The sequence below is a fragment of the Sphingomonas palmae genome, assembly GCF_900109565.1.
Taxonomy (GTDB): domain Bacteria; phylum Pseudomonadota; class Alphaproteobacteria; order Sphingomonadales; family Sphingomonadaceae; genus Sphingomonas; species Sphingomonas palmae.
On the sequence record NZ_FNZZ01000001.1, the window covers coordinates 791,648 to 808,899 of the forward strand.

Annotated in this window: 17 protein-coding genes; all 17 read right to left on the minus strand. The window is 65.3% G+C overall.

The window, feature by feature from the left end; genetic code table 11:
* Nucleotide 1 precedes the first annotated feature (1 nt).
* The 17 genes from BMW51_RS03840 to efp all read right to left on the minus strand — a co-directional run bounded on the left by BMW51_RS03840 (nucleotide 2) and on the right by efp (nucleotide 17,243).
* Nucleotides 2-769 carry a biotin--[acetyl-CoA-carboxylase] ligase gene (locus BMW51_RS03840; RefSeq protein ID WP_425440960.1) on the minus strand — a complete coding sequence of 256 codons (768 nt, stop codon included), beginning with the start codon at nucleotides 767-769 and terminating at the stop codon, nucleotides 2-4.
* On the minus strand, nucleotides 736-2,196 hold the full coding sequence (gene nuoN / locus BMW51_RS03845; RefSeq protein ID WP_093003436.1) for an NADH-quinone oxidoreductase subunit NuoN: 1,461 nt from the start codon (nucleotides 2,194-2,196) through the stop codon (nucleotides 736-738). The genes BMW51_RS03840 and nuoN overlap by 34 nt, the downstream gene beginning before the upstream one ends.
* Nucleotides 2,196-3,749, minus strand: a complete 1,554-nt coding sequence (locus BMW51_RS03850) for an NADH-quinone oxidoreductase subunit M (RefSeq protein WP_093003438.1) — start codon at nucleotides 3,747-3,749, stop codon at nucleotides 2,196-2,198. The genes nuoN and BMW51_RS03850 overlap by 1 nt, the downstream gene beginning before the upstream one ends.
* Before the next feature lie 10 nt (nucleotides 3,750-3,759).
* A complete protein-coding gene (gene nuoL, locus BMW51_RS03855; RefSeq protein ID WP_093003440.1) occupies nucleotides 3,760-5,892 on the minus strand; it encodes an NADH-quinone oxidoreductase subunit L in 2,133 nt (710 codons plus the stop codon).
* A gap of 7 nt (nucleotides 5,893-5,899) precedes the next feature.
* Nucleotides 5,900-6,196, minus strand: a complete 297-nt coding sequence (nuoK, locus tag BMW51_RS03860; RefSeq protein WP_281243237.1) for an NADH-quinone oxidoreductase subunit NuoK — start codon at nucleotides 6,194-6,196, stop codon at nucleotides 5,900-5,902.
* Nucleotides 6,197-6,222: 26 nt separating this feature from the next.
* The gene (locus BMW51_RS03865; protein ID WP_093003444.1) at nucleotides 6,223-6,834 is read right to left on the minus strand and encodes an NADH-quinone oxidoreductase subunit J; all 612 of its coding nucleotides are present in this window, start codon (nucleotides 6,832-6,834) and stop codon (nucleotides 6,223-6,225) included.
* A gap of 61 nt (nucleotides 6,835-6,895) precedes the next feature.
* A complete protein-coding gene (gene nuoI, locus BMW51_RS03870) occupies nucleotides 6,896-7,381 on the minus strand; it encodes an NADH-quinone oxidoreductase subunit NuoI (RefSeq protein ID WP_019516615.1) in 486 nt (161 codons plus the stop codon).
* Nucleotide 7,382: 1 nt separating this feature from the next.
* Entirely contained in the window at nucleotides 7,383-8,429 is a 1,047-nt protein-coding gene (gene nuoH, locus BMW51_RS03875; RefSeq protein WP_093003446.1) for an NADH-quinone oxidoreductase subunit NuoH, read from the minus strand.
* Nucleotides 8,426-10,420: an NADH-quinone oxidoreductase subunit NuoG gene (gene nuoG, locus BMW51_RS03880; protein WP_093003449.1), complete on the minus strand. Its 1,995-nt coding sequence runs from the start codon at nucleotides 10,418-10,420 to the stop codon at nucleotides 8,426-8,428. The genes nuoH and nuoG overlap by 4 nt, the downstream gene beginning before the upstream one ends.
* Nucleotides 10,420-11,733, minus strand: coding sequence for an NADH-quinone oxidoreductase subunit NuoF (gene nuoF, locus BMW51_RS03885; protein WP_093003451.1), 1,314 nt, complete (start codon nucleotides 11,731-11,733; stop codon nucleotides 10,420-10,422). The genes nuoG and nuoF overlap by 1 nt, the downstream gene beginning before the upstream one ends.
* Complete coding sequence (locus BMW51_RS03890) at nucleotides 11,730-12,437, minus strand: complex I 24 kDa subunit family protein (protein WP_093003453.1); 708 nt, start codon at nucleotides 12,435-12,437, stop codon at nucleotides 11,730-11,732. The genes nuoF and BMW51_RS03890 overlap by 4 nt, the downstream gene beginning before the upstream one ends.
* Nucleotides 12,437-13,717 (minus strand): NADH-quinone oxidoreductase subunit D, encoded by a 1,281-nt coding sequence (locus BMW51_RS03895; RefSeq protein WP_245708259.1) that lies wholly within the window; start codon nucleotides 13,715-13,717, stop codon nucleotides 12,437-12,439. The genes BMW51_RS03890 and BMW51_RS03895 overlap by 1 nt, the downstream gene beginning before the upstream one ends.
* Nucleotides 13,714-14,571, minus strand: a complete 858-nt coding sequence (locus BMW51_RS03900; protein ID WP_093003455.1) for an NADH-quinone oxidoreductase subunit C — start codon at nucleotides 14,569-14,571, stop codon at nucleotides 13,714-13,716. The genes BMW51_RS03895 and BMW51_RS03900 overlap by 4 nt, the downstream gene beginning before the upstream one ends.
* The gene (locus BMW51_RS03905; protein WP_019516624.1) at nucleotides 14,568-15,125 is read right to left on the minus strand and encodes a NuoB/complex I 20 kDa subunit family protein; all 558 of its coding nucleotides are present in this window, start codon (nucleotides 15,123-15,125) and stop codon (nucleotides 14,568-14,570) included. Before BMW51_RS03905 ends, BMW51_RS03900 begins: the two co-directional genes overlap by 4 nt.
* 2 nt (nucleotides 15,126-15,127) lie before the next feature.
* A complete protein-coding gene (gene ndhC, locus BMW51_RS03910) occupies nucleotides 15,128-15,502 on the minus strand; it encodes an NADH-quinone oxidoreductase subunit A (protein ID WP_093003457.1) in 375 nt (124 codons plus the stop codon).
* 165 nt (nucleotides 15,503-15,667) lie between these two features.
* Nucleotides 15,668-16,480, minus strand: coding sequence for an inositol monophosphatase family protein (locus tag BMW51_RS03915; RefSeq protein ID WP_093003459.1), 813 nt, complete (start codon nucleotides 16,478-16,480; stop codon nucleotides 15,668-15,670).
* 199 nt (nucleotides 16,481-16,679) lie between these two features.
* On the minus strand, nucleotides 16,680-17,243 hold the full coding sequence (efp, locus tag BMW51_RS03920; protein WP_019516627.1) for an elongation factor P: 564 nt from the start codon (nucleotides 17,241-17,243) through the stop codon (nucleotides 16,680-16,682).
* Nucleotides 17,244-17,252: the final 9 nt, after the last annotated feature.

Genomic DNA, 17,252 nt, shown 5'->3' on the forward strand with positions numbered 1-17,252 from the left:
CCTACACCAGAAACACGTCGCCGGCGTGGATGACACGGGTCTCGCCATCCTCCAAGCGCAACCGCAGCGCACCCTGCGCGTCGAGCCCGTCGAACACGCCTGCCTGTTCAGCGCCATCCGGCAGACGCACGCGCAGCGGCGCACCGATCGGATGCGCCCGCTCGCACCAGCGCGCGATCACGGGCGCGAGACCCTGTGAGCGCCACAGCAACAGCCGCGCGGACATCAACCCGGCCAGCCGCTCCGCGAACGCCGAGACTTCGACGTTTGCGCCCTGAGCATGCAGGCTCGTTGTCGCTCGGTCGGACAGGTCTGGATAATGCGCGATGTTCACGCCCATGCCGATCACGACGTGCGCGCCAGCACGCTCCAGCAGGATGCCCGACACTTTCGCGCCGCCGATCAACAGATCGTTCGGCCATTTGATCGCCAGCTTACGACGAGCCGTGTCGGGCAGGACGGCATCGATCGCCTCGTCGAGCGCAACCGCCGCCACCAACGCCAGACTCGGTGCGGGCGGGTCGTCGGCGTGCACGATGACGATCGTGCTCGCATACAGATTACCGACCGGCGACGACCAGTCCCGCCCGAGCCGCCCGCGCCCCGCCAACTGCCGATCGGCGCGCAGCCACACGCCCTCGCCAACGCTACCCGCTTCCGCCATCCGCAGCAGGTCGGCGTTGGTCGATCCCGTTTCCGGCACCGAGATGATGCGGGGGCCGGTCAGCGTGGAGATCAGAACAAGGCTCGCGCCGCGGCCAACGTCCAACCCGACAGCAAGGGAATAGCCAGATAGCCGAGCGGTGAGACGATCACCGCCGCCACCGCGATCAACCCGCCCTCAAACGCATCGCCGCGCCCGAACTCGGCGACGGGCTCGTCGAAGTACATCGTCTTGATGACGCGGAGGTAGTAATAAGCGCCGATCACGCTGAACGCGATGCCGAACACCGCCAGCGGGAACAGCCCTGCCTGCACCGCGGCGTAGAACACCTCGAACTTGGCGTAGAAGCCGAACAGCGGCGGGATGCCGGCGAGCGAAAACATGAAGATTGCCAGCGCGGCGGCGAGCGCCGGGCGCGTGCGCGATAGCCCCGACAGGCTCGCGATCGTCTCGACCGGCTGACCGTCTACGTCGCGCATCTGCAACACGACCAGGAAGCTGCCCAGCGTCATTGCGATGTAGATCGCCATGTAGTTGAGCACCGAGGCGACGCCCTCGGGCGTGCCCGCGGCGAGGCCGATCAGCGCGAAGCCGACGTTGTTGATCGACGAATAAGCGAGCAGGCGCTTGATGTTCTGCTGCCCGATCGCCGCGACCGCGCCGAGCAGGATCGAGGCGAGTGCGGCGAAGATCACGATCTGCCGCCACTGCCCCTCGGCCGGGCCCATCGCCTCGACCGCGACACGCACGCCGAGCGCAACTGATGCGACCTTGGGTGCGGAGGCGAAGAACGCAGTTACCGGCGTCGGCGCGCCCTCGTACACGTCGGGCGTCCACATATGGAACGGCACCGCCGACATCTTGAACGCGAGGCCGGCGAACACGAACACCAGCCCGAACAGCAGCCCGTACGACTTGGCGTCGCCGGACAGCGGCGTCGCAGCGTAAGCGCCCGCGATCTCGTTAAACATCGTCGATCCGGTAAAGCCGTAGACCAGGCTGATGCCGTAGAGCAGGATGCCCGAGGCGAGCGCGCCGAGCACGAAATACTTGAGCCCGGCTTCCGCCGAACGCGCATCTTGCCGCATGAAACTAGCGAGCACGTATGCTGACAGACTCTGCAACTCGAGCCCGACGTAGAGCGTCAGCAGGTCGGCCGCCGACACCATCATTCCCATGCCGGCAGCGGACAACAGAATTAGCACCGGATATTCGGGGCGCAGATTGTCGCCCGCGGTGCGTGCGAAGAAATCGGGCGCCATCACGATCGCGACGGCGGCCGCGATGAAGATCAGGACCTTGGCGAAACCGGCGAAATCGTCGGCGCGATAGAGCCCGCCGAACGCCTCTCCACCCGAGGTTGCCGGGCCGACGAGCGCGATCAGCGCACCCCCGAGCACCGCGACCGCGGCCCATGACACCGCCTTGGTCGACGCCGGACCACCCCAGGCGGCGACGAGCATCAGCACGATGCTGCCGACCGCGAGGATCACCTCGGGCAGCGTCATCGCGAGTTGGGAAGCATAGTCCATCAGTGCGCCTCCCCGGACGCCGGATTGTCGTGAGCAGGTTCGGCGTGCGCCGACGGGATGATGCCGGTGCCGCGCGTCGGCTTGCTGTCGCCCGCCGGCTGCGCGCGGTTGATGCGTGCGAGCAGCACCTGCGTGTCCTTACGCATCGGCGCAAGGAAGCTTTCGGGATAGACGCCCATCCATAGGACGACCGCGGCGATCGGCGCGAGCAGCCACAGCTCGCGGCCCGACAGGTCAGACATCGCGCGGACCTCGTCCGACTTGATCTCACCGAACACGACGCGACGATACAGGTACAGCATGTACGCCGCACCCAGGATGATGCCGGTGGTGCACAGCAGCGCAGTCCAGGTCGAGACCTGATATGCGCCCATCAGGCTCAGGATCTCACCGACGAAGTTGCTGGTGCCAGGCAGGCCGATCGACGCCATCGTGAACAGCAGAAAGAAGATCGCGTAGCGCGGCATGTTGATCGCCAGACCGCCGTAGCGCGCGATCTCGCGCGTGTGCAGCCGGTCGTAGATGACGCCGACGCACAGGAACAGCGCACCCGACACCAGGCCGTGGCCCAGCATCACCATCATTGCGCCCTCAATCCCCTGCGCGTTGAACGCGAACAGGCCGATCGTCACGATCGCCATGTGCGCGACCGACGAATAAGCGATCAGCTTCTTCATGTCGGCCTGCACCAGCGCGACGAGGCTGGTGTAGATCACCGCCACTGCGCTGAGGCCGAAGATCAATGGCGTCAGCTGCGCCGAGGCTTCGGGGAACATCGGCAGGCTGAAGCGTAGGAAGCCGTAGCCGCCGAGCTTAAGCAACACGCCCGCCAGGATCACCGAGCCGGCAGTCGGGGCCTGCACGTGCGCGTCGGGCAGCCAGGTATGAACCGGCCACATCGGCATCTTGACCGCGAACGACGCGAAGAACGCGAGCCACAGCCACGTCTGTACATGCGCCGGGAAATCATACGCCATCAGCACCGGGATGCTGGTCGTGTTCGCGGTGATGCTCATGTACAGCATCGCGATGAACATCAGCAGCGAGCCGAGCAGCGTGTACAGGAAGAACTTGTACGACGCGTAGATGCGGTTCGCCCCGCCCCAGATGCCGATGATCAGGAACATCGGGATCAGGCCGGCTTCGAAGAAGATGTAGAACAGGAAGATGTCCTGCGCCGCAAAGGTGCCGATCATCAGCACTTCGGTGAACAGGAACGCCGACATATATTCGGGCACGCGCTTCTCGATCGCGTGCCAGCTGGCGCCAATGCAGATCGGCATCAGGAACACGCTGAGCGCGATCAGCAGCAGCGCGTAGCCGTCGATGCCGAGCGCCCAGCCGAAGCGGCCGAACAGTGGCGCATTCTCGACGAACTGCCACTGCGCGCCGCCGACATCGAAATTGAGCCACAGCACGACGCCGAGCGCCAGATTGACCAGCGTCGCGGCGAGCGCGGTCGTCCGCGCGGTCTGCGCGGACAGGAACAGGCACGCGACGGCGGCGATCGCCGGCACCGCGAGCATGACGGAGAGGATGGGGAAGCCGTTCATCGTGCCGCCCTCAACCCGCGATCGCCCAGGTGACCGCGGCGGTCAGCCCGATCAGCATGACAAAAGCATAGGTGTAAACATATCCCGTCTGGACGCGGCCCGCCACGCGGCTGCCGACCTGGACCAGCCACGCCGATCCGTTCGGACCAAAGCGGTCGATCGTCCCCTCGTCACCCTTGTGCCACAACAGCCGCCCGATCGCGAACGCGGGTCGGACAAAAAGGAAGTTGTAGAGCTCGTCGATGTACCACTTGTTCAACAGGAAGCGGTAGATCGGCTGGAACGTGTCCGCGGCCTTCGCCGGCGTCGACGGCGAGCGGATATAGCTCGCCCAGGCGATCAGCAGCCCGGTCAGCATCACGATCGTCGCCGACAGTTTCACCAGCAGCGGCACCTCGTGCATCGAGTGCATCAGATGCTCGTTGAACGCGATCGCGCCCTTCCAGAAACGCTCGCCGGCGTCCGGCTCAATGAACCACCCGTGGAAGGTGAAGCCTGCCGCGACTGCGCCGATCGATAGAACGATCAGCGGGATCAGCATGGGCAACGGGCTCTCGTGCGGGTGGTACCCGCCGGTACCGACCGGGATCTCGTTGAATCCGCGCGTCTCGACGCGCGGCGTATGGCCGGCATCCTCGTGCGCGACATCGCCGTGATGATGCTCAGCCTGCTTGCCGTGCTCGTGCACCTCGTGATCGGCCGCGTGCGCCTGATCGCCGGCGTGATCGTGACCGTGGCCGTGCGCGTCGTGGATCGCGTGCTGGATATGCTTCGACGCGGCCCAGCGCGGCTTGCCCCAGAAGGTCAGGAACATCAGTCGCCATGAGTAGAAGCTCGTCAGCAGCGCCGCGAACACGCCCACCATCGACGCGACCGGCGACCCTGCCGCCCAGCTCACCTCGATGATCGCGTCCTTCGAGTGGTAGCCTGCGAACCCGCCGATCCCGTAGATGCCGACACCGGTGATCGCGAGCGTGCCGAGCAGCATCGCCCAGAAGGTGACCGGAATCTCCTTACGCAGGCCGCCGTAGTAACGCATGTCCTGCTCGTGGTGCATCGCGTGGATCACCGAGCCCGCACCGAGGAACAACAGCGCCTTGAAGAAGGCGTGCGTGAACAGGTGGAACATCGCCGCGCCGTACGCGCCGACGCCCGCGGCGAAAAACATGTAACCGAGCTGCGAACAGGTCGAATAAGCGATCACGCGCTTGATGTCAGTCTGCGTCGTCCCGATCGTCGCCGCGAACAGGCAGGTCGCGGCACCGATGAAGGTAACGAAGCCGAGCGCGGTCGGGCTGGTCTCGAACATCGGCGACAGACGGCACACCATGAACACGCCCGCGGTTACCATCGTCGCGGCGTGAATCAGCGCCGACACCGGAGTCGGCCCCTCCATCGCGTCGGGCAACCAGGTGTGGAGGCCTAGCTGCGCCGACTTGCCCATCGCACCGACGAACAGCAGCAGGCACAACACCGTCATCGTGTCGGCGCGGAACCACAGGAAGCCGATGGTCGACCCTGCCATCGACGGCGCGGCGGCGAGGATCGCGGGAATCGAGACGGTGTTGAACACCAGGTAGGTGCCGAAGATGCCGAGCATGAAGCCCAAGTCACCGACGCGATTGACGACGAACGCCTTGATCGCGGCCGCATTGGCGCTGGGCTTGCGGAACCAGAAACCGATCAGCAGGTAGCTGGCGAGGCCGACGCCTTCCCAGCCGAAGAACATCTGGATCAGATTGTCCGCGGTGACGAGCATCAGCATCGCGAAGGTGAACAGGCACAAATAGGCGAAGAAGCGCGGCTGGTCCGGGTCCTCCGCCATGTAGCCCCAGGAATAGAGGTGCACGAGCGCGGAGACGCTGGTGATCACGACCAGCATGACCGCGGTCAGCGCGTCGACGCGCAACGCCCACGACACGTCGAACGTGCCCGAGGTGATGAAGTGCAGCACGGGCGTGACGGTCGCCTCCGCGCTGCCGCTCAGATAGCCGATGAAGATCGGCCACGACAGCAGGCACGACACGAACAGCGCGCCGGTCGTGATGACCTTGGCCGGCACGACGCCTAGCGAGCGGTTGCCCAGCCCGGCGATCGCGGCCGCGACCAGCGGCAGGAAGACGATGAAGAGGATCGAGTGCACGGACGTCTTATCCCTTCATCCGGCTGGGATCGTCGACCGAGATCGAGCCGCGACCACGGAAGAAGATCACCAGGATGGCAAGCCCGATTGCAGCCTCGCCCGCCGCCACCGTCAACACGAACATCGCGAACACCTGACCCACCAGGTCGTGCAGCGCGGCCGAGAAGGCGACGAGGTTGATGTTCACCGCCAGCAGGATCAGTTCGATCGCCATAAGGATGACGATGATGTTCTTGCGGTTGAGGAAGATGCCCAGCACCCCCATCGTGAACAGTAGCGCCGCCACGACCAGATAATGGATCAGGCCGACGCCGCCCGCAAATTCGCCGCTCACAATTGCACTCCCTGCCCGATCTCGGGCCGCACGTTGCGCGTCGCGTCCTGCGGACGGCGCGCATTCTGCCGCGCGATGTTCTGATAGCGCGAACCCGACCGCTCGCGGTGCGTCAGCACGATGGCGCCAATCATCGCGACCAGCAGCACCAGCCCCGCACCCTCGAAGATGAACAGGTAGCGCGTGTAGAGCAGCTGCCCGATCGCCTCGATGTTGGGCACCGCCGCATCGGTCGGCGCCGCGCGCCGTGCCAAGTTGATCCCGCCTGCGCTCCACGCGCCGACGCCGATCAGGATTTCCGCAACCAGCGCGACCGCGAGCAGCAGCCCGAGTGCAGCGTAGCGCACGAACCCGGCTCTCAACTCGGCGAAATCGATGTCGAGCATCATGACGACGAACAGGAACAGCACCGCGACTGCACCGACGTAGACGATGACGAGCAGCATCGCGATGAACTCCGCCCCCACCAGCACCATCAGGCCGGCGGCGTTGAAGAACGCGAGGATCAGCCACAGCACGGAATGGACCGGGTTGCGCGACAGGATCGTCATGGCGCCCGAGAGCAGCACGACGAGCGCGAACAGGTAAAAGGCGAGCGCCTGTATCACGATATTCTACGAGCCCCTTTTGGCCGGTCTGTTCTGGCGGCTGTCGGTCTTTGCCGCGCGCTTAACGGTACGGTGCGTCGGCGGCAAGGTTCGCGGCGATCGCGCGTTCCCAGCGGTCGCCGTTGTCGAGCAGCTTGGCCTTGTCGTAGATCAGCTCCTCGCGCGTTTCCGTCGCGAAATCGAGGTTCGGCCCCTCGACGATCGCGTCGACCGGGCACGCTTCCTGACACAGGCCGCAGTAGATGCACTTGGTCATGTCGATGTCGTAGCGCGTCGTGCGGCGGCTGCCGTCATCGCGCGGCTCAGCCTCGATCGTGATCGCCTGCGCCGGGCACACCGCCTCGCACAGCTTGCACGCGATGCAGCGTTCCTCGCCGTTCGGATAACGGCGCAGCGCGTGTTCGCCGCGGAAGCGCGGGGAAAGCGGGTTCTTCTCGAACGGATAGTTGATCGTCGCCTTGGGCTTGAAAAAATACTTCAGTGTGAGGGCGTGCGCCTTCACGAACTCCCACAAGGTAAACGACTTGATCGTCTGCGCGATACTCATCTCAAACTCCCACGCGCATGAACATCAGCACACCCGACACCAGGAACACCCAGAACAGCGACAGCGGCAGGAACACCTTCCACCCCAGCCGCATCAGCTGGTCGTAGCGGTAGCGCGGCACCGTCGCCTTGATCCAGGAGAACACGAAGAAGAAGAACAGGATCTTGGCGAACAGCCAGATGATGCCCGGCACCATGTACAACGGCGCCCAGTCGAACGGCGGCAGGTATCCGCCCCAGAACAGCGTCGCGTTCAACGTGCACATCAGTAGCACGTTGGCGTACTCGCCCAGCCAGTAGAGCGCGAAGCTCATCGAGCTGTACTCGGTCTGGTAACCGGCGACGAGTTCCGACTCCGCCTCGGTAAGATCGAACGGGGCGCGCTGCGTTTCCGCCAGCGACGAGATCAGGAACACGACCGCCATCGGGAACAGCAGCGGATTGAACGCGAAGCCGTTGATGAAGCCGTACAGCCCCTTCTGCGCCTCAACGATCCCGGTCAGGTTGAACGTCCCCGCCCACATCACCACCGAGATCAGCACGAACCCGATCGCGACCTCGTAGCTGACCATCTGCGCCGCGGCACGGATCGCAGAGAAGAACGGATACTTTGAGTTCGACGACCAGCCCGCCAGGATGATGCCGTAAACGCCCAGCGACGACGCCGCGAGCACGTAGAGCAGCCCGACGTTGATGTCGGCGAGCACCACGCTCGGCTGGAACGGCACCACCGCCCAGACGATCAGCGCGACCGTGAAGGTGATGATCGGCGCGAGCAGGAACAGCCCGCGGTTCGCCGCCGAGGGAACGATCGTTTCCTGTAGGAACACCTTCAACCCGTCGGCGAAGCTCTGGAGCAGCCCGAACGGGCCGACGACGTTGGGCCCGCGACGCAGCGCCATCGCCGCCCAGATCTTGCGATCGGCGTAAATGATCATCGCGACCGCCAGCATTAGCGGCAGCGCGATCACCAGAATGCCGATGATCGTCGCCAGGAACCATGACCAGCCGTACGACAGGCCAAGCGTTGTGTTGAAGAAGCCGGTCACTCCGCTGCCTCCGCGAAGCTCTCACCGTGGATCAGTTCCGCCGAGCAGCGCTGCATCGTCGGCGACGCGCGGCAGATCGCGTTGGTGAGATAGAAGTCCTTGATTGGATAGCCCTCGATCCGCCCTGACGCGGTGGTGCCCAGCGACGGCGGATTCCACGCGAACATCTTGAGCCCGAGCGTCGCGAGATCGGGGCAGTCGAGCGCCATCGCCGCGCGCAGCTCCTCGAGCGTGTCGAACGACAGTGTCTTGCCGAGCTTGTCCGACAGTGCGCGGAAGATCGCCCAATCCTCGCGCGCGTCGCCCGGCGGAAAGCCGGCGCGCTCGCCACGCTGGACGCGGCCTTCGAGGTTGACGAACGTCCCCGACTTCTCGGCGTAGCTCGCACCCGGCAGGATCACGTCGGCGTGGTGCGCGCCGCGGTCGCCGTGGTGACCGACGAACACCTTGAACCCGGTGAACTTGGTAAAATCGCACTCGTCCGCGCCGAGGAAGAAGGCGAGCTTGGCGTTGTGCAGGTCGGCGATGCCACCTTTCGACGCGTAGCCGAGCATCAACCCGCCCATGCGGCTCGCCGCCATGTGAACGACATTGAAGCCGTTCCAGCCGTCGCGCACCAGGTTGAGGCTGTTGGCGAGTCCCAGCGCCGCGCCGTGCGCGCCCTTCAGCGCCGCACCGCCGACGATCACCATCGGCCGCTCGGCCTTGCCGAATGCGTCCGTGACCGCCTCGGGCAGGTCGCCCAGGATCGACAGATCGTCGCCGAGCCACTCGACCTGGTAGGTCAGCTCGGTCTCGGGTCCGATCGCGAACACCTTGGCGCCGCGCTTGATCGCCTTGCGCACGCGCGTGTTCACCAGCGCCGCTTCCCAGCGCAGGTTGGTGCCGACCAGCAGGATCGCGTCCGCTTCCTCGACACCCGCGATCGTGGTGTTGAAGTTCACCGCCGCGAGGCTGGACGTGTCATAGTCCATGCCGGTCTGACGCCCTTCGAACTTGGCATCGCCCAGCTCGCGCAGCAGCGCCTTCGCCGCGAACATCGTCTCGCAATCGACCAGATCGCCCGCGACCGCCGCAACCGAGCCGCCGTGATCGACCGCGGCGATCGTCGCGAACGCCTCGTCCCACGTAACCGGCTGGAGCTTGCCGTCGCGGCGCACGTACGGGCGGTCGAGTCGTTTGCGCACGAGGCCGTCGACCGCATGACGCGTCTTGTCGGTCGCCCATTCCTCGTTCACGTCGTCGTTGACGCGCGGCACCGCGCGCAGCACCTGCCGACCGCGCGCATCGAGGCGGATGTTGGTGCCGACCGCGTCCATCACGTCGATCGACAGGGTCTTGCGCAGCTCCCACGGGCGCGCCTCGAACGCGTAGGGCTTGCTGGTCAACGCGCCGACGGGGCACAGGTCGACGACGTTGCCCGACAGCTCGCTCGTCACCGCTTCCTCGAGATAGCTGGTGATCTGCATGTTCTCGCCGCGGTAGATCGCGCCGATCTCCTCCACGCCCGCGACTTCCTCCGCGAAGCGGACGCAGCGCGTGCACTGGATGCAGCGGGTCATGATCGTCTTGACGATCGGACCCATGTACTTCTCGGTCACCGCGCGCTTGTTCTCGGCGAAGCGCGAGCGCCCGCGGCCGTAGGCGACCGACTGGTCCTGCAGGTCGCACTCGCCGCCCTGATCGCAGATCGGGCAGTCGAGCGGGTGATTGATCAGCAGGAATTCCATGATGCCCTCGCGGGCATGCTTCACCATCGGCGTGGTGGTGAACACTTCCTGATTGTCCGCGGCGGGCAGCGCGCACGACGCCTGCGGCTTGGGCGGGCCAGGCTTCACCTCGACCAGGCACATGCGGCAATTGCCCGCAATGCTCAGCCGCTCGTGATAGCAGAAGCGCGGGATCTCCTTGCCCGCGGCCTCGCACGCCTGGAGCACCGTGGCACCCTGCGGTACCTCGACCTCGGTCCCGTCTACTTTAAGCTTCGGCATTACTCGGCAGCTTCCTGCATGGGAGCGAGGCTCCCGGTCGTTCCTGTCCGCTCGTTGATGCGGCGCTCCAGCTCGGGGCGGAAATGCTTGATCAGCCCCTGGATCGGCCAAGCCGCGGCGTCGCCCAGTGCGCAGATCGAGTGGCCCTCGACCTGCTTGGTGACCTGCTGGAGTATGTCGATCTCACCGATCTCCGCGTCGCCGGTACGCAGCCGTTCCATCACGCGCCACATCCAGCCGGTGCCCTCGCGGCACGGCGTGCACTGACCGCAGCTCTCGTGCTTGTAGAAGTATGAGATACGGCTGATCGCGCGGACGACGTCGGTCGACTTGTCCATGACGATGACGGCCGCGGTGCCCAGGCCCGAGCCGACGCCCTTCAACCCGTCGAAATCCATCGGACAGTCGATGATGTCCTTCGCCGGCACCAGCGGCACCGACGATCCGCCCGGGATCACCGCGAGCAGATTGTCCCACCCGCCGCGGATGCCGCCGCAATGCTTCTCGATCAGCTCGCGGAAGCTGATGCTCATCGCTTCCTCGACCACGGTCGGCTTCTCGACATGGCCGCTGATCTGGAACAGCTTGGTACCCTTGTTGTTCTCGTTGCCGAAGCTCGAGAACCACGCCGCGCCGCGACGCAGGATCGTCGGCGCGACCGCGATTGATTCAACGTTGTTGACCGTCGTCGGGCAGCCGTAGAGGCCCGCACCGGCCGGAAACGGCGGCTTCAGGCGCGGCTGGCCCTTCTTGCCCTCCAGGCTCTCGAGCATCGCGGTTTCCTCACCGCAGATGTACGCGCCCGCACCACGGTGGACGAACACGTCGAAATCATAGCCCGACCCGCACGCATTCTTGCCGACGAGGCCGCGGTCGTATGCCTCGGCGACCGCTGCGAACAGCACCTCGGCCTCGCGGATATATTCGCCGCGAATGTAGATATAGGCCGCCCGCGCGCGCATCGCGAAACCCGCAACCAGCGCGCCCTCGATCAGCTTGTGCGGATCGTGCCGCATGATCTCGCGGTCTTTGCACGAACCGGGCTCGGACTCGTCGGCGTTGATGACCAGGAAGTTCGGACGATCGGGCTTGGGCTCCTTGGGCATGAAGCTCCACTTCGTGCCGGTCGGGAAACCCGCGCCGCCGCGCCCACGCAAGCCGGACGCCTTGATCACGTCGATGATCTTGTCCTGGCCGAGCGCCAGCAGGTCCTTGGTATTGTCCCAGTCACCGCGCTGCATCGCGGCGTCGACCCGCCACGACTGAAAGCCGTACAGGTTGGTGAAGATACGGTCCTTGTCGGCGAGACTCATGCCTGCTGCTCCACCGCCTCGGGCTGCGCTACCTGCCCCCATTCGTCGCGGTAATCGTGGTTCTCGTTCACCATTGCGGTCAGCGTCGTCGGACCGCCGTAGGGCTCGACCGTGTGACGGCCCGGCTCCTGCGATCCGGGCTTGGGCGTGCCGCCGTTCGCCAGTGTCTCGAGGATCGCGGTGGTGCGATCGTAGTCGAGGTCCTCGTAATTGTCGTCGTTGATCTGAACCATCGGCGCCGACGCGCAATTGCCCATGCACTCGACCTCGGTCAGCGTGAACAGGCCATCAGGGGTGGTACGCCCCTTGATCAGCCCCTTGTTCTTGCACGCCGCGAACACGTCGTCCGACCCGCGCAGCACGCACGGCGTCGTGCCGCACACCTGGACGTGGAAACGCCCGACCGGCGCCAGGTTGAACATCGTGTAGAAGGTCGCGACCTCGAACACGCGGATGTACGGCACGCCGATCTCACGCGCGACGAACTCGATCACCGGCACGGGCAACCAGCCCTGCGTGTGCGTCTCGCGGCCGACCTGACGCTGCGCCAGATCGAGCAGCGGAATCGACGCCGATTGCTCACGCCCCGCGGGGTAGCGCGCCATGATCGCGTTGCGCTTGCTCCGGCTGTCGTCGTCCCACGCGAACGCACCCCAGCGCGCGCGGGTCTCGGCCTCGTCGGGGATCTGCGGTCCGTCAGCCATCAGCGGTCACATTCACCAAAAACAATATCCATCGCGCCCAGAATAGCCGTCGTGTCCGCCAGCATGTGGCCGCGGCTCATGAAGTCCATTGCCTGCAGGTGCGAAAACGCCGTCGGGCGGATCTTGCAGCGGTACGGCTTGTTGCTGCCGTCGCTGACCAGATACACGCCGAACTCGCCCTTGGGACTCTCGGTCGCAACATATACCTCGCCAGCGGGGACGTGATAGCCTTCGGTATAGAGCTTGAAGTGATGGATCAGCGCTTCCATCGACTGCTTCATCTCGGCGCGCTTGGGCGGCACCACCTTTCGGTCGAGGCTGGCGATCGGGCCCTCGGGCATCTCGTTCAGGCACTGGCGCATGATGCGCGCCGACTGACGCACCTCCTCCACGCGCACCATGAACCGGTCATAGCAGTCGCCGCGCGTGCCGACGGGCACGTCGAAGTCCATCCGGTCGTAGACGTCGTATGGCTGCGACTTGCGCAGGTCCCACGGAACACCCGCCGCGCGGATCATCGGGCCCGAGAAGCCCCAAGCGATCGCGTCATCGCGGCTTACCGTGCCGATGTCGACGTTGCGCTGCTTGAAGATGCGGTTGTCCGCGACCAGGCTGATCGCGTCCTCGAACAAGCGCGGCAGCCGCGTGTCGAGCCAGTCGGCGATGTCGGTTAGGAGCTTAAGCGGCACGTCCTGGTGGACGCCGCCCGGCCGCATGTAATTGTGGTGCATGCGCGCGCCCGACGCGCGCTCGAAGAAGCCGTAGCAATCCTCGCGGATCTCGAACAGCCACAGGTTCGGCGTCATCGCGCCGACGTCCATCACGTGACTGCCAAGGTTCAGCATGTGGTTGGAAATGCGCGTCAGTTCGGCGAACAGCACGCGCAGGTATCGCGCGCGCAGCGGCACCTCGAGGTCGAGCAACTTCTCGATCGCGAGCACGAAGGTGTGCTCCATGCACATCGGCGAGCAGTAATCGAGCCGGTCGAAATACGGGATCGCCTGCGCGTAGGTCTTGTACTCGATCAGCTTCTCGGTGCCGCGGTGGAGGAGGCCAACGTGCGGGTCGATCCGCTCGATGATTTCGCCGTCCAGCTCCATGACGAGCCGCAGCACGCCGTGCGCCGCGGGGTGCTGCGGGCCGAAGTTGATCGTGTAGTTCTGGATCGCAACATCGCCCTCGCTCGGGTGTGAGGCGTCGGTGGCGTGAACGATCTTCTCGACCGCGGGATCGACTTCGCGATCAACGGCCATGTCCTTGTCGACGAGCGTGTCGGTCATTGGTTCTGCCCTCCCTTGCCGGGCACGACATCGGGGTCGCGCGGCTCAGGTTTGGAATCGGGATCGCTCTTGCCCGCCCCAGTCTCGGCGGTGCTGGGCGCGTCCTTCTTCGCGTACGGTTCGCTCGACGCGGCGGGCGGCTGCTTGTCGCTCTCGCTCGCGCCGGCGTTCTGCACCTGCGTGGCGGTCGCGGGCGTCTGCGCGCCCTTTGCCTGCGGCAGCGCGGCGTCGCCGGCCTTCTCGTCGCCCGGCAGCACGTATTCGGCGCCTTCCCACGGACTCATGAAGTCGAAGCTGCGGAAATCCTGCGCGAGCTTGACCGGCTCGTACACCACCCGCTTCTGTTCTTCCGAATAGCGCATCTCGACGAAGCCGGAGAGCGGGAAGTCCTTGCGGAACGGATGACCGCGAAAGCCATAGTCGGTCAGGATGCGGCGCAGGTCCTGGTTGCCCGCAAACAGCACGCCGTACATGTCGTACACCTCGCGCTCCAACCAGCCCGCGACCGGCCACAGCCCCGTCACGCTCGGCACCGGCATGTCCTCCGACGCGCGCACGTGGACGTGCAGCCGGTGATTACGCGTCAGCGACAGCAGGCAGTAGACGACCTCGAACCGCTCAGCGCCGCGATCGGGATAGTCGACGCCCGCGATTTCCATCAACTGTTGGTACTCGAGCCCGGGCGTGTCGCGCAGCGCGGTCAGCGCGGGGATCAGCGCCTCGCGCGTCACGTGCAGCTGCACCTCGCCCGCGCGCGCGAAGGCGTCGGTCAGCCCGCCGCCGATCGCGTCTCGCGCCGCCGCGATCGTCTCGTCGTTCAGGCTGTAGGCGAAAGCCGGTGCCGGCGCCCTCATCGCTCGATGCTCCCGCTGCGGCGGATTTTCCGCTGCAACTGCATGATGCCATAGAGCAACGCCTCCGCAGTCGGCGGACAGCCCGGCACGTAGATGTCGACCGGCACAACGCGGTCGCAACCGCGCACCACCGAGTAGCTGTAGTGATAGTAACCGCCGCCATTGGCGCAGCTGCCCATCGAGATGACGTACTTCGGCTCCGACATCTGGTCGTAGACCTTGCGAAGTGCCGGCGCCATCTTGTTGCACAGCGTGCCTGCGACGATCATCACGTCCGACTGACGCGGGCTCGCGCGCGGCGCGGCACCGAAGCGCTCCAGGTCGTAGCGCGGCATGTTGACGTGAATCATCTCCACCGCGCAGCACGCGAGACCGAACGTCATCCACCACAAAGAGCCCGTGCGCGCCCACTGGAACAACTCTTCCGAGGAGGTAACCAGGAAACCCTTGTCGGTCAGCTCGCCATTCAAACTGTCGAAGAAGCCCTGATCGGGCGCGACGACCGAGCGATCGGTTTCCGGCGCGTTGACAAGTCCGACAGGACCGGAGTGCACTTCTACTCCCACTCCAACGCTCCTTTCTTCCACGCGTACACCAGCCCGAGCGCCAGCTCCGCGATAAATACCATCATGCTGATCCACGCCGTCCATCCGAGCGAGAAAACGCTTACCGCCCAAGGATATAGGAACGCCGCCTCGAGATCGAAGATGATGAACAGAATGGCAACGAGATAAAAACGCACGTCGAACTGGCTGCGGCTGTCCTCGAACGCGGGGAAGCCGCACTCATATTCGGACAGCTTCTCCGCGGTCGGCTTGTGCGACCCGGTGATCCGCGACACCGCCATCGGCAGAAATACGAATGCCGACGACAGGATGAGCGCGACGCCCAGGAACATCAGGATCGGCAGATATTGCGACAGGTCGACCAATGTCAGACTCTCAATATGGCTTGCACGGGTTCGTACCGCATGTGCGAACGATTACCCGACGCTTTAGGCCTCCGGGCATGACCGGGCAAGGCGCAGGGAGTGTGAGAATGAATCGCAACACAGCCCGCCGGCGCACCGGCGGGTGAAGCGTTCGACCTCAGCAACTCAACGTAGCGATTGCGCCACCATCTTGTGCAGCTTGGAATGCATGCTGTCGTTCGACGCCAGGAATTCGTTGCGCTCCATGTAACGGTCACCGCCGCGGAAGTCGGTGACGAAGCCGCCCGCTTCCTTGACCAGCAGCACGCCGGCCGACACGTCCCACGGCTTCAGGTCGCTCTCCCAATAAGCGTCGAAGCGCCCCGCCGCGACCCAAGCGAGGTCGAGCGTCGCCGCGCCCAGCCGGCGGATGCCGGCGACCTGCGGTGCTACGGCACCGAAGATGCGCGTCCATTGCACGAAATCGCCGTGGCCCATGAACGGGATGCCGGTCGCGATCAGCGCTTCCGAAGGCTCGCGACGCGCCGATACGCGCAGCCGCTGGTCCTGCAACCACGCGCCGCGCCCCTTCTCCGCCCAGAAACTCTCGTCGGTCAGCGGCTGATAGGTCAGCGCGGTGGTGATCTCGCGCTTGCCGTTGGGCAGCGGCTCCTCGACCGCGATCGAGATCGCGAAGTGCGGGATACCGTGGAGGAAGTTCGACGTGCCGTCCAAGGGATCGACGATGAAGCGCGGCTTGGTCGGATCGCCTTCGACCTCGCCGCGCTCCTCCATCAGGAAACCCCAGTCGGGCCGCGCCTTCGACAATTCCTCGTACAGCGTCTGCTCGCAGCGCTGATCGGCCTGGCTGACGAAATCGGCCGGCCCCTTGCGGCTGACCTGCAGCTGCTGAACCTCGTTGAAGTCGCGACGCAGCCGCGGCGCCGCCTTGCGCGCCGCGCGCTCGATGATCGTAAACAGGCCGGAATGGGATGGCATGACAAAAGCCCTCGCCCCTCCGGGGAGAGGGTTTGGGAGAGGGGAGCCCCACGCGGTGTCGCATGGGGGAGAGGGTCGCCCCGGCGGCCCCTCCCCGGCCCTTCGTCGAGGGCTTCTGAAACGGCGGCCCGCGTCGTCGGTCGCACTTGTCGCGCGCCGGCCGGGCGGCCGACTGTGCGATCAGCAGGTGCTAATCGTCTCAGTCGGCGCGCCGAACATACGTTTGCTCGTAAACATCGACCACGATCCGCGTGCCCGCCGAAATATGCGGCGGCACCATCACGCGCACGCCATTGTCAAGGATCGCGGGCTTGTAGCTCGACGAAGCGGTCTGCCCCTTCACTACCGCGTCGGCCTCGACGATCTCGGCCTCGATCGTGTCGGGCAGCTGCACGCTGATCGCCTCGTCGTCGTACAGCTCCATGACGACGTCCATGCCGTCCTGCAGGAACGCAGCGGCATCACCCAGCAGGTCGCGCGGCAGCGTCACCTGATCGTAGGTCTGCTTGTCCATGAAGACGAGGCCGTCACCGTCGGCGAACAGGAACTGGAAGTCCTTGGTGTCGAGCCGCACGCGCTCGACCGACTCCGCCGAGCGGAAGCGGACGTTGTTCTTGCGCCCGTCGCGCAGGTTCTTCAACTCCACCTGCATGTACGCACCGCCCTTGCCGGGCTGCGTGTGCTGGATCTTAACGGCGCGCCAGATGCCGCCTTCATACTCGATGATGTTGCCGGGACGGATGTCCACGCCGCTGATCTTCATGGATCTCGC

Excerpts from the sequence above, each read along its gene's own strand:
- BMW51_RS03850 (WP_093003438.1), bottom strand. The coding sequence starts at position 3,749 with ATGAACGGCTTCCCCATCCTCTCCGTCATGCTCGCGGTGCCGGCGATC.
- BMW51_RS03915 (WP_093003459.1), bottom strand. The coding sequence starts at position 16,480 with ATGCCATCCCATTCCGGCCTGTTTACGATCATCGAGCGCGCGGCGCGC.
- BMW51_RS03900 (WP_093003455.1), bottom strand. The coding sequence starts at position 14,571 with ATGAGGGCGCCGGCACCGGCTTTCGCCTACAGCCTGAACGACGAGACG.
- BMW51_RS03895 (WP_245708259.1), bottom strand. The coding sequence starts at position 13,717 with ATGACCGACACGCTCGTCGACAAGGACATGGCCGTTGATCGCGAAGTC.
- BMW51_RS03890 (WP_093003453.1), bottom strand. The coding sequence starts at position 12,437 with ATGGCTGACGGACCGCAGATCCCCGACGAGGCCGAGACCCGCGCGCGC.
- nuoF (WP_093003451.1), bottom strand. The coding sequence starts at position 11,733 with ATGAGTCTCGCCGACAAGGACCGTATCTTCACCAACCTGTACGGCTTT.
- nuoN (WP_093003436.1), bottom strand. The coding sequence starts at position 2,196 with ATGGACTATGCTTCCCAACTCGCGATGACGCTGCCCGAGGTGATCCTC.
- efp (WP_019516627.1), bottom strand. The coding sequence starts at position 17,243 with ATGAAGATCAGCGGCGTGGACATCCGTCCCGGCAACATCATCGAGTAT.
- nuoI (WP_019516615.1), bottom strand. The coding sequence starts at position 7,381 with ATGAGTATCGCGCAGACGATCAAGTCGTTTACCTTGTGGGAGTTCGTG.
- nuoG (WP_093003449.1), bottom strand. The coding sequence starts at position 10,420 with ATGCCGAAGCTTAAAGTAGACGGGACCGAGGTCGAGGTACCGCAGGGT.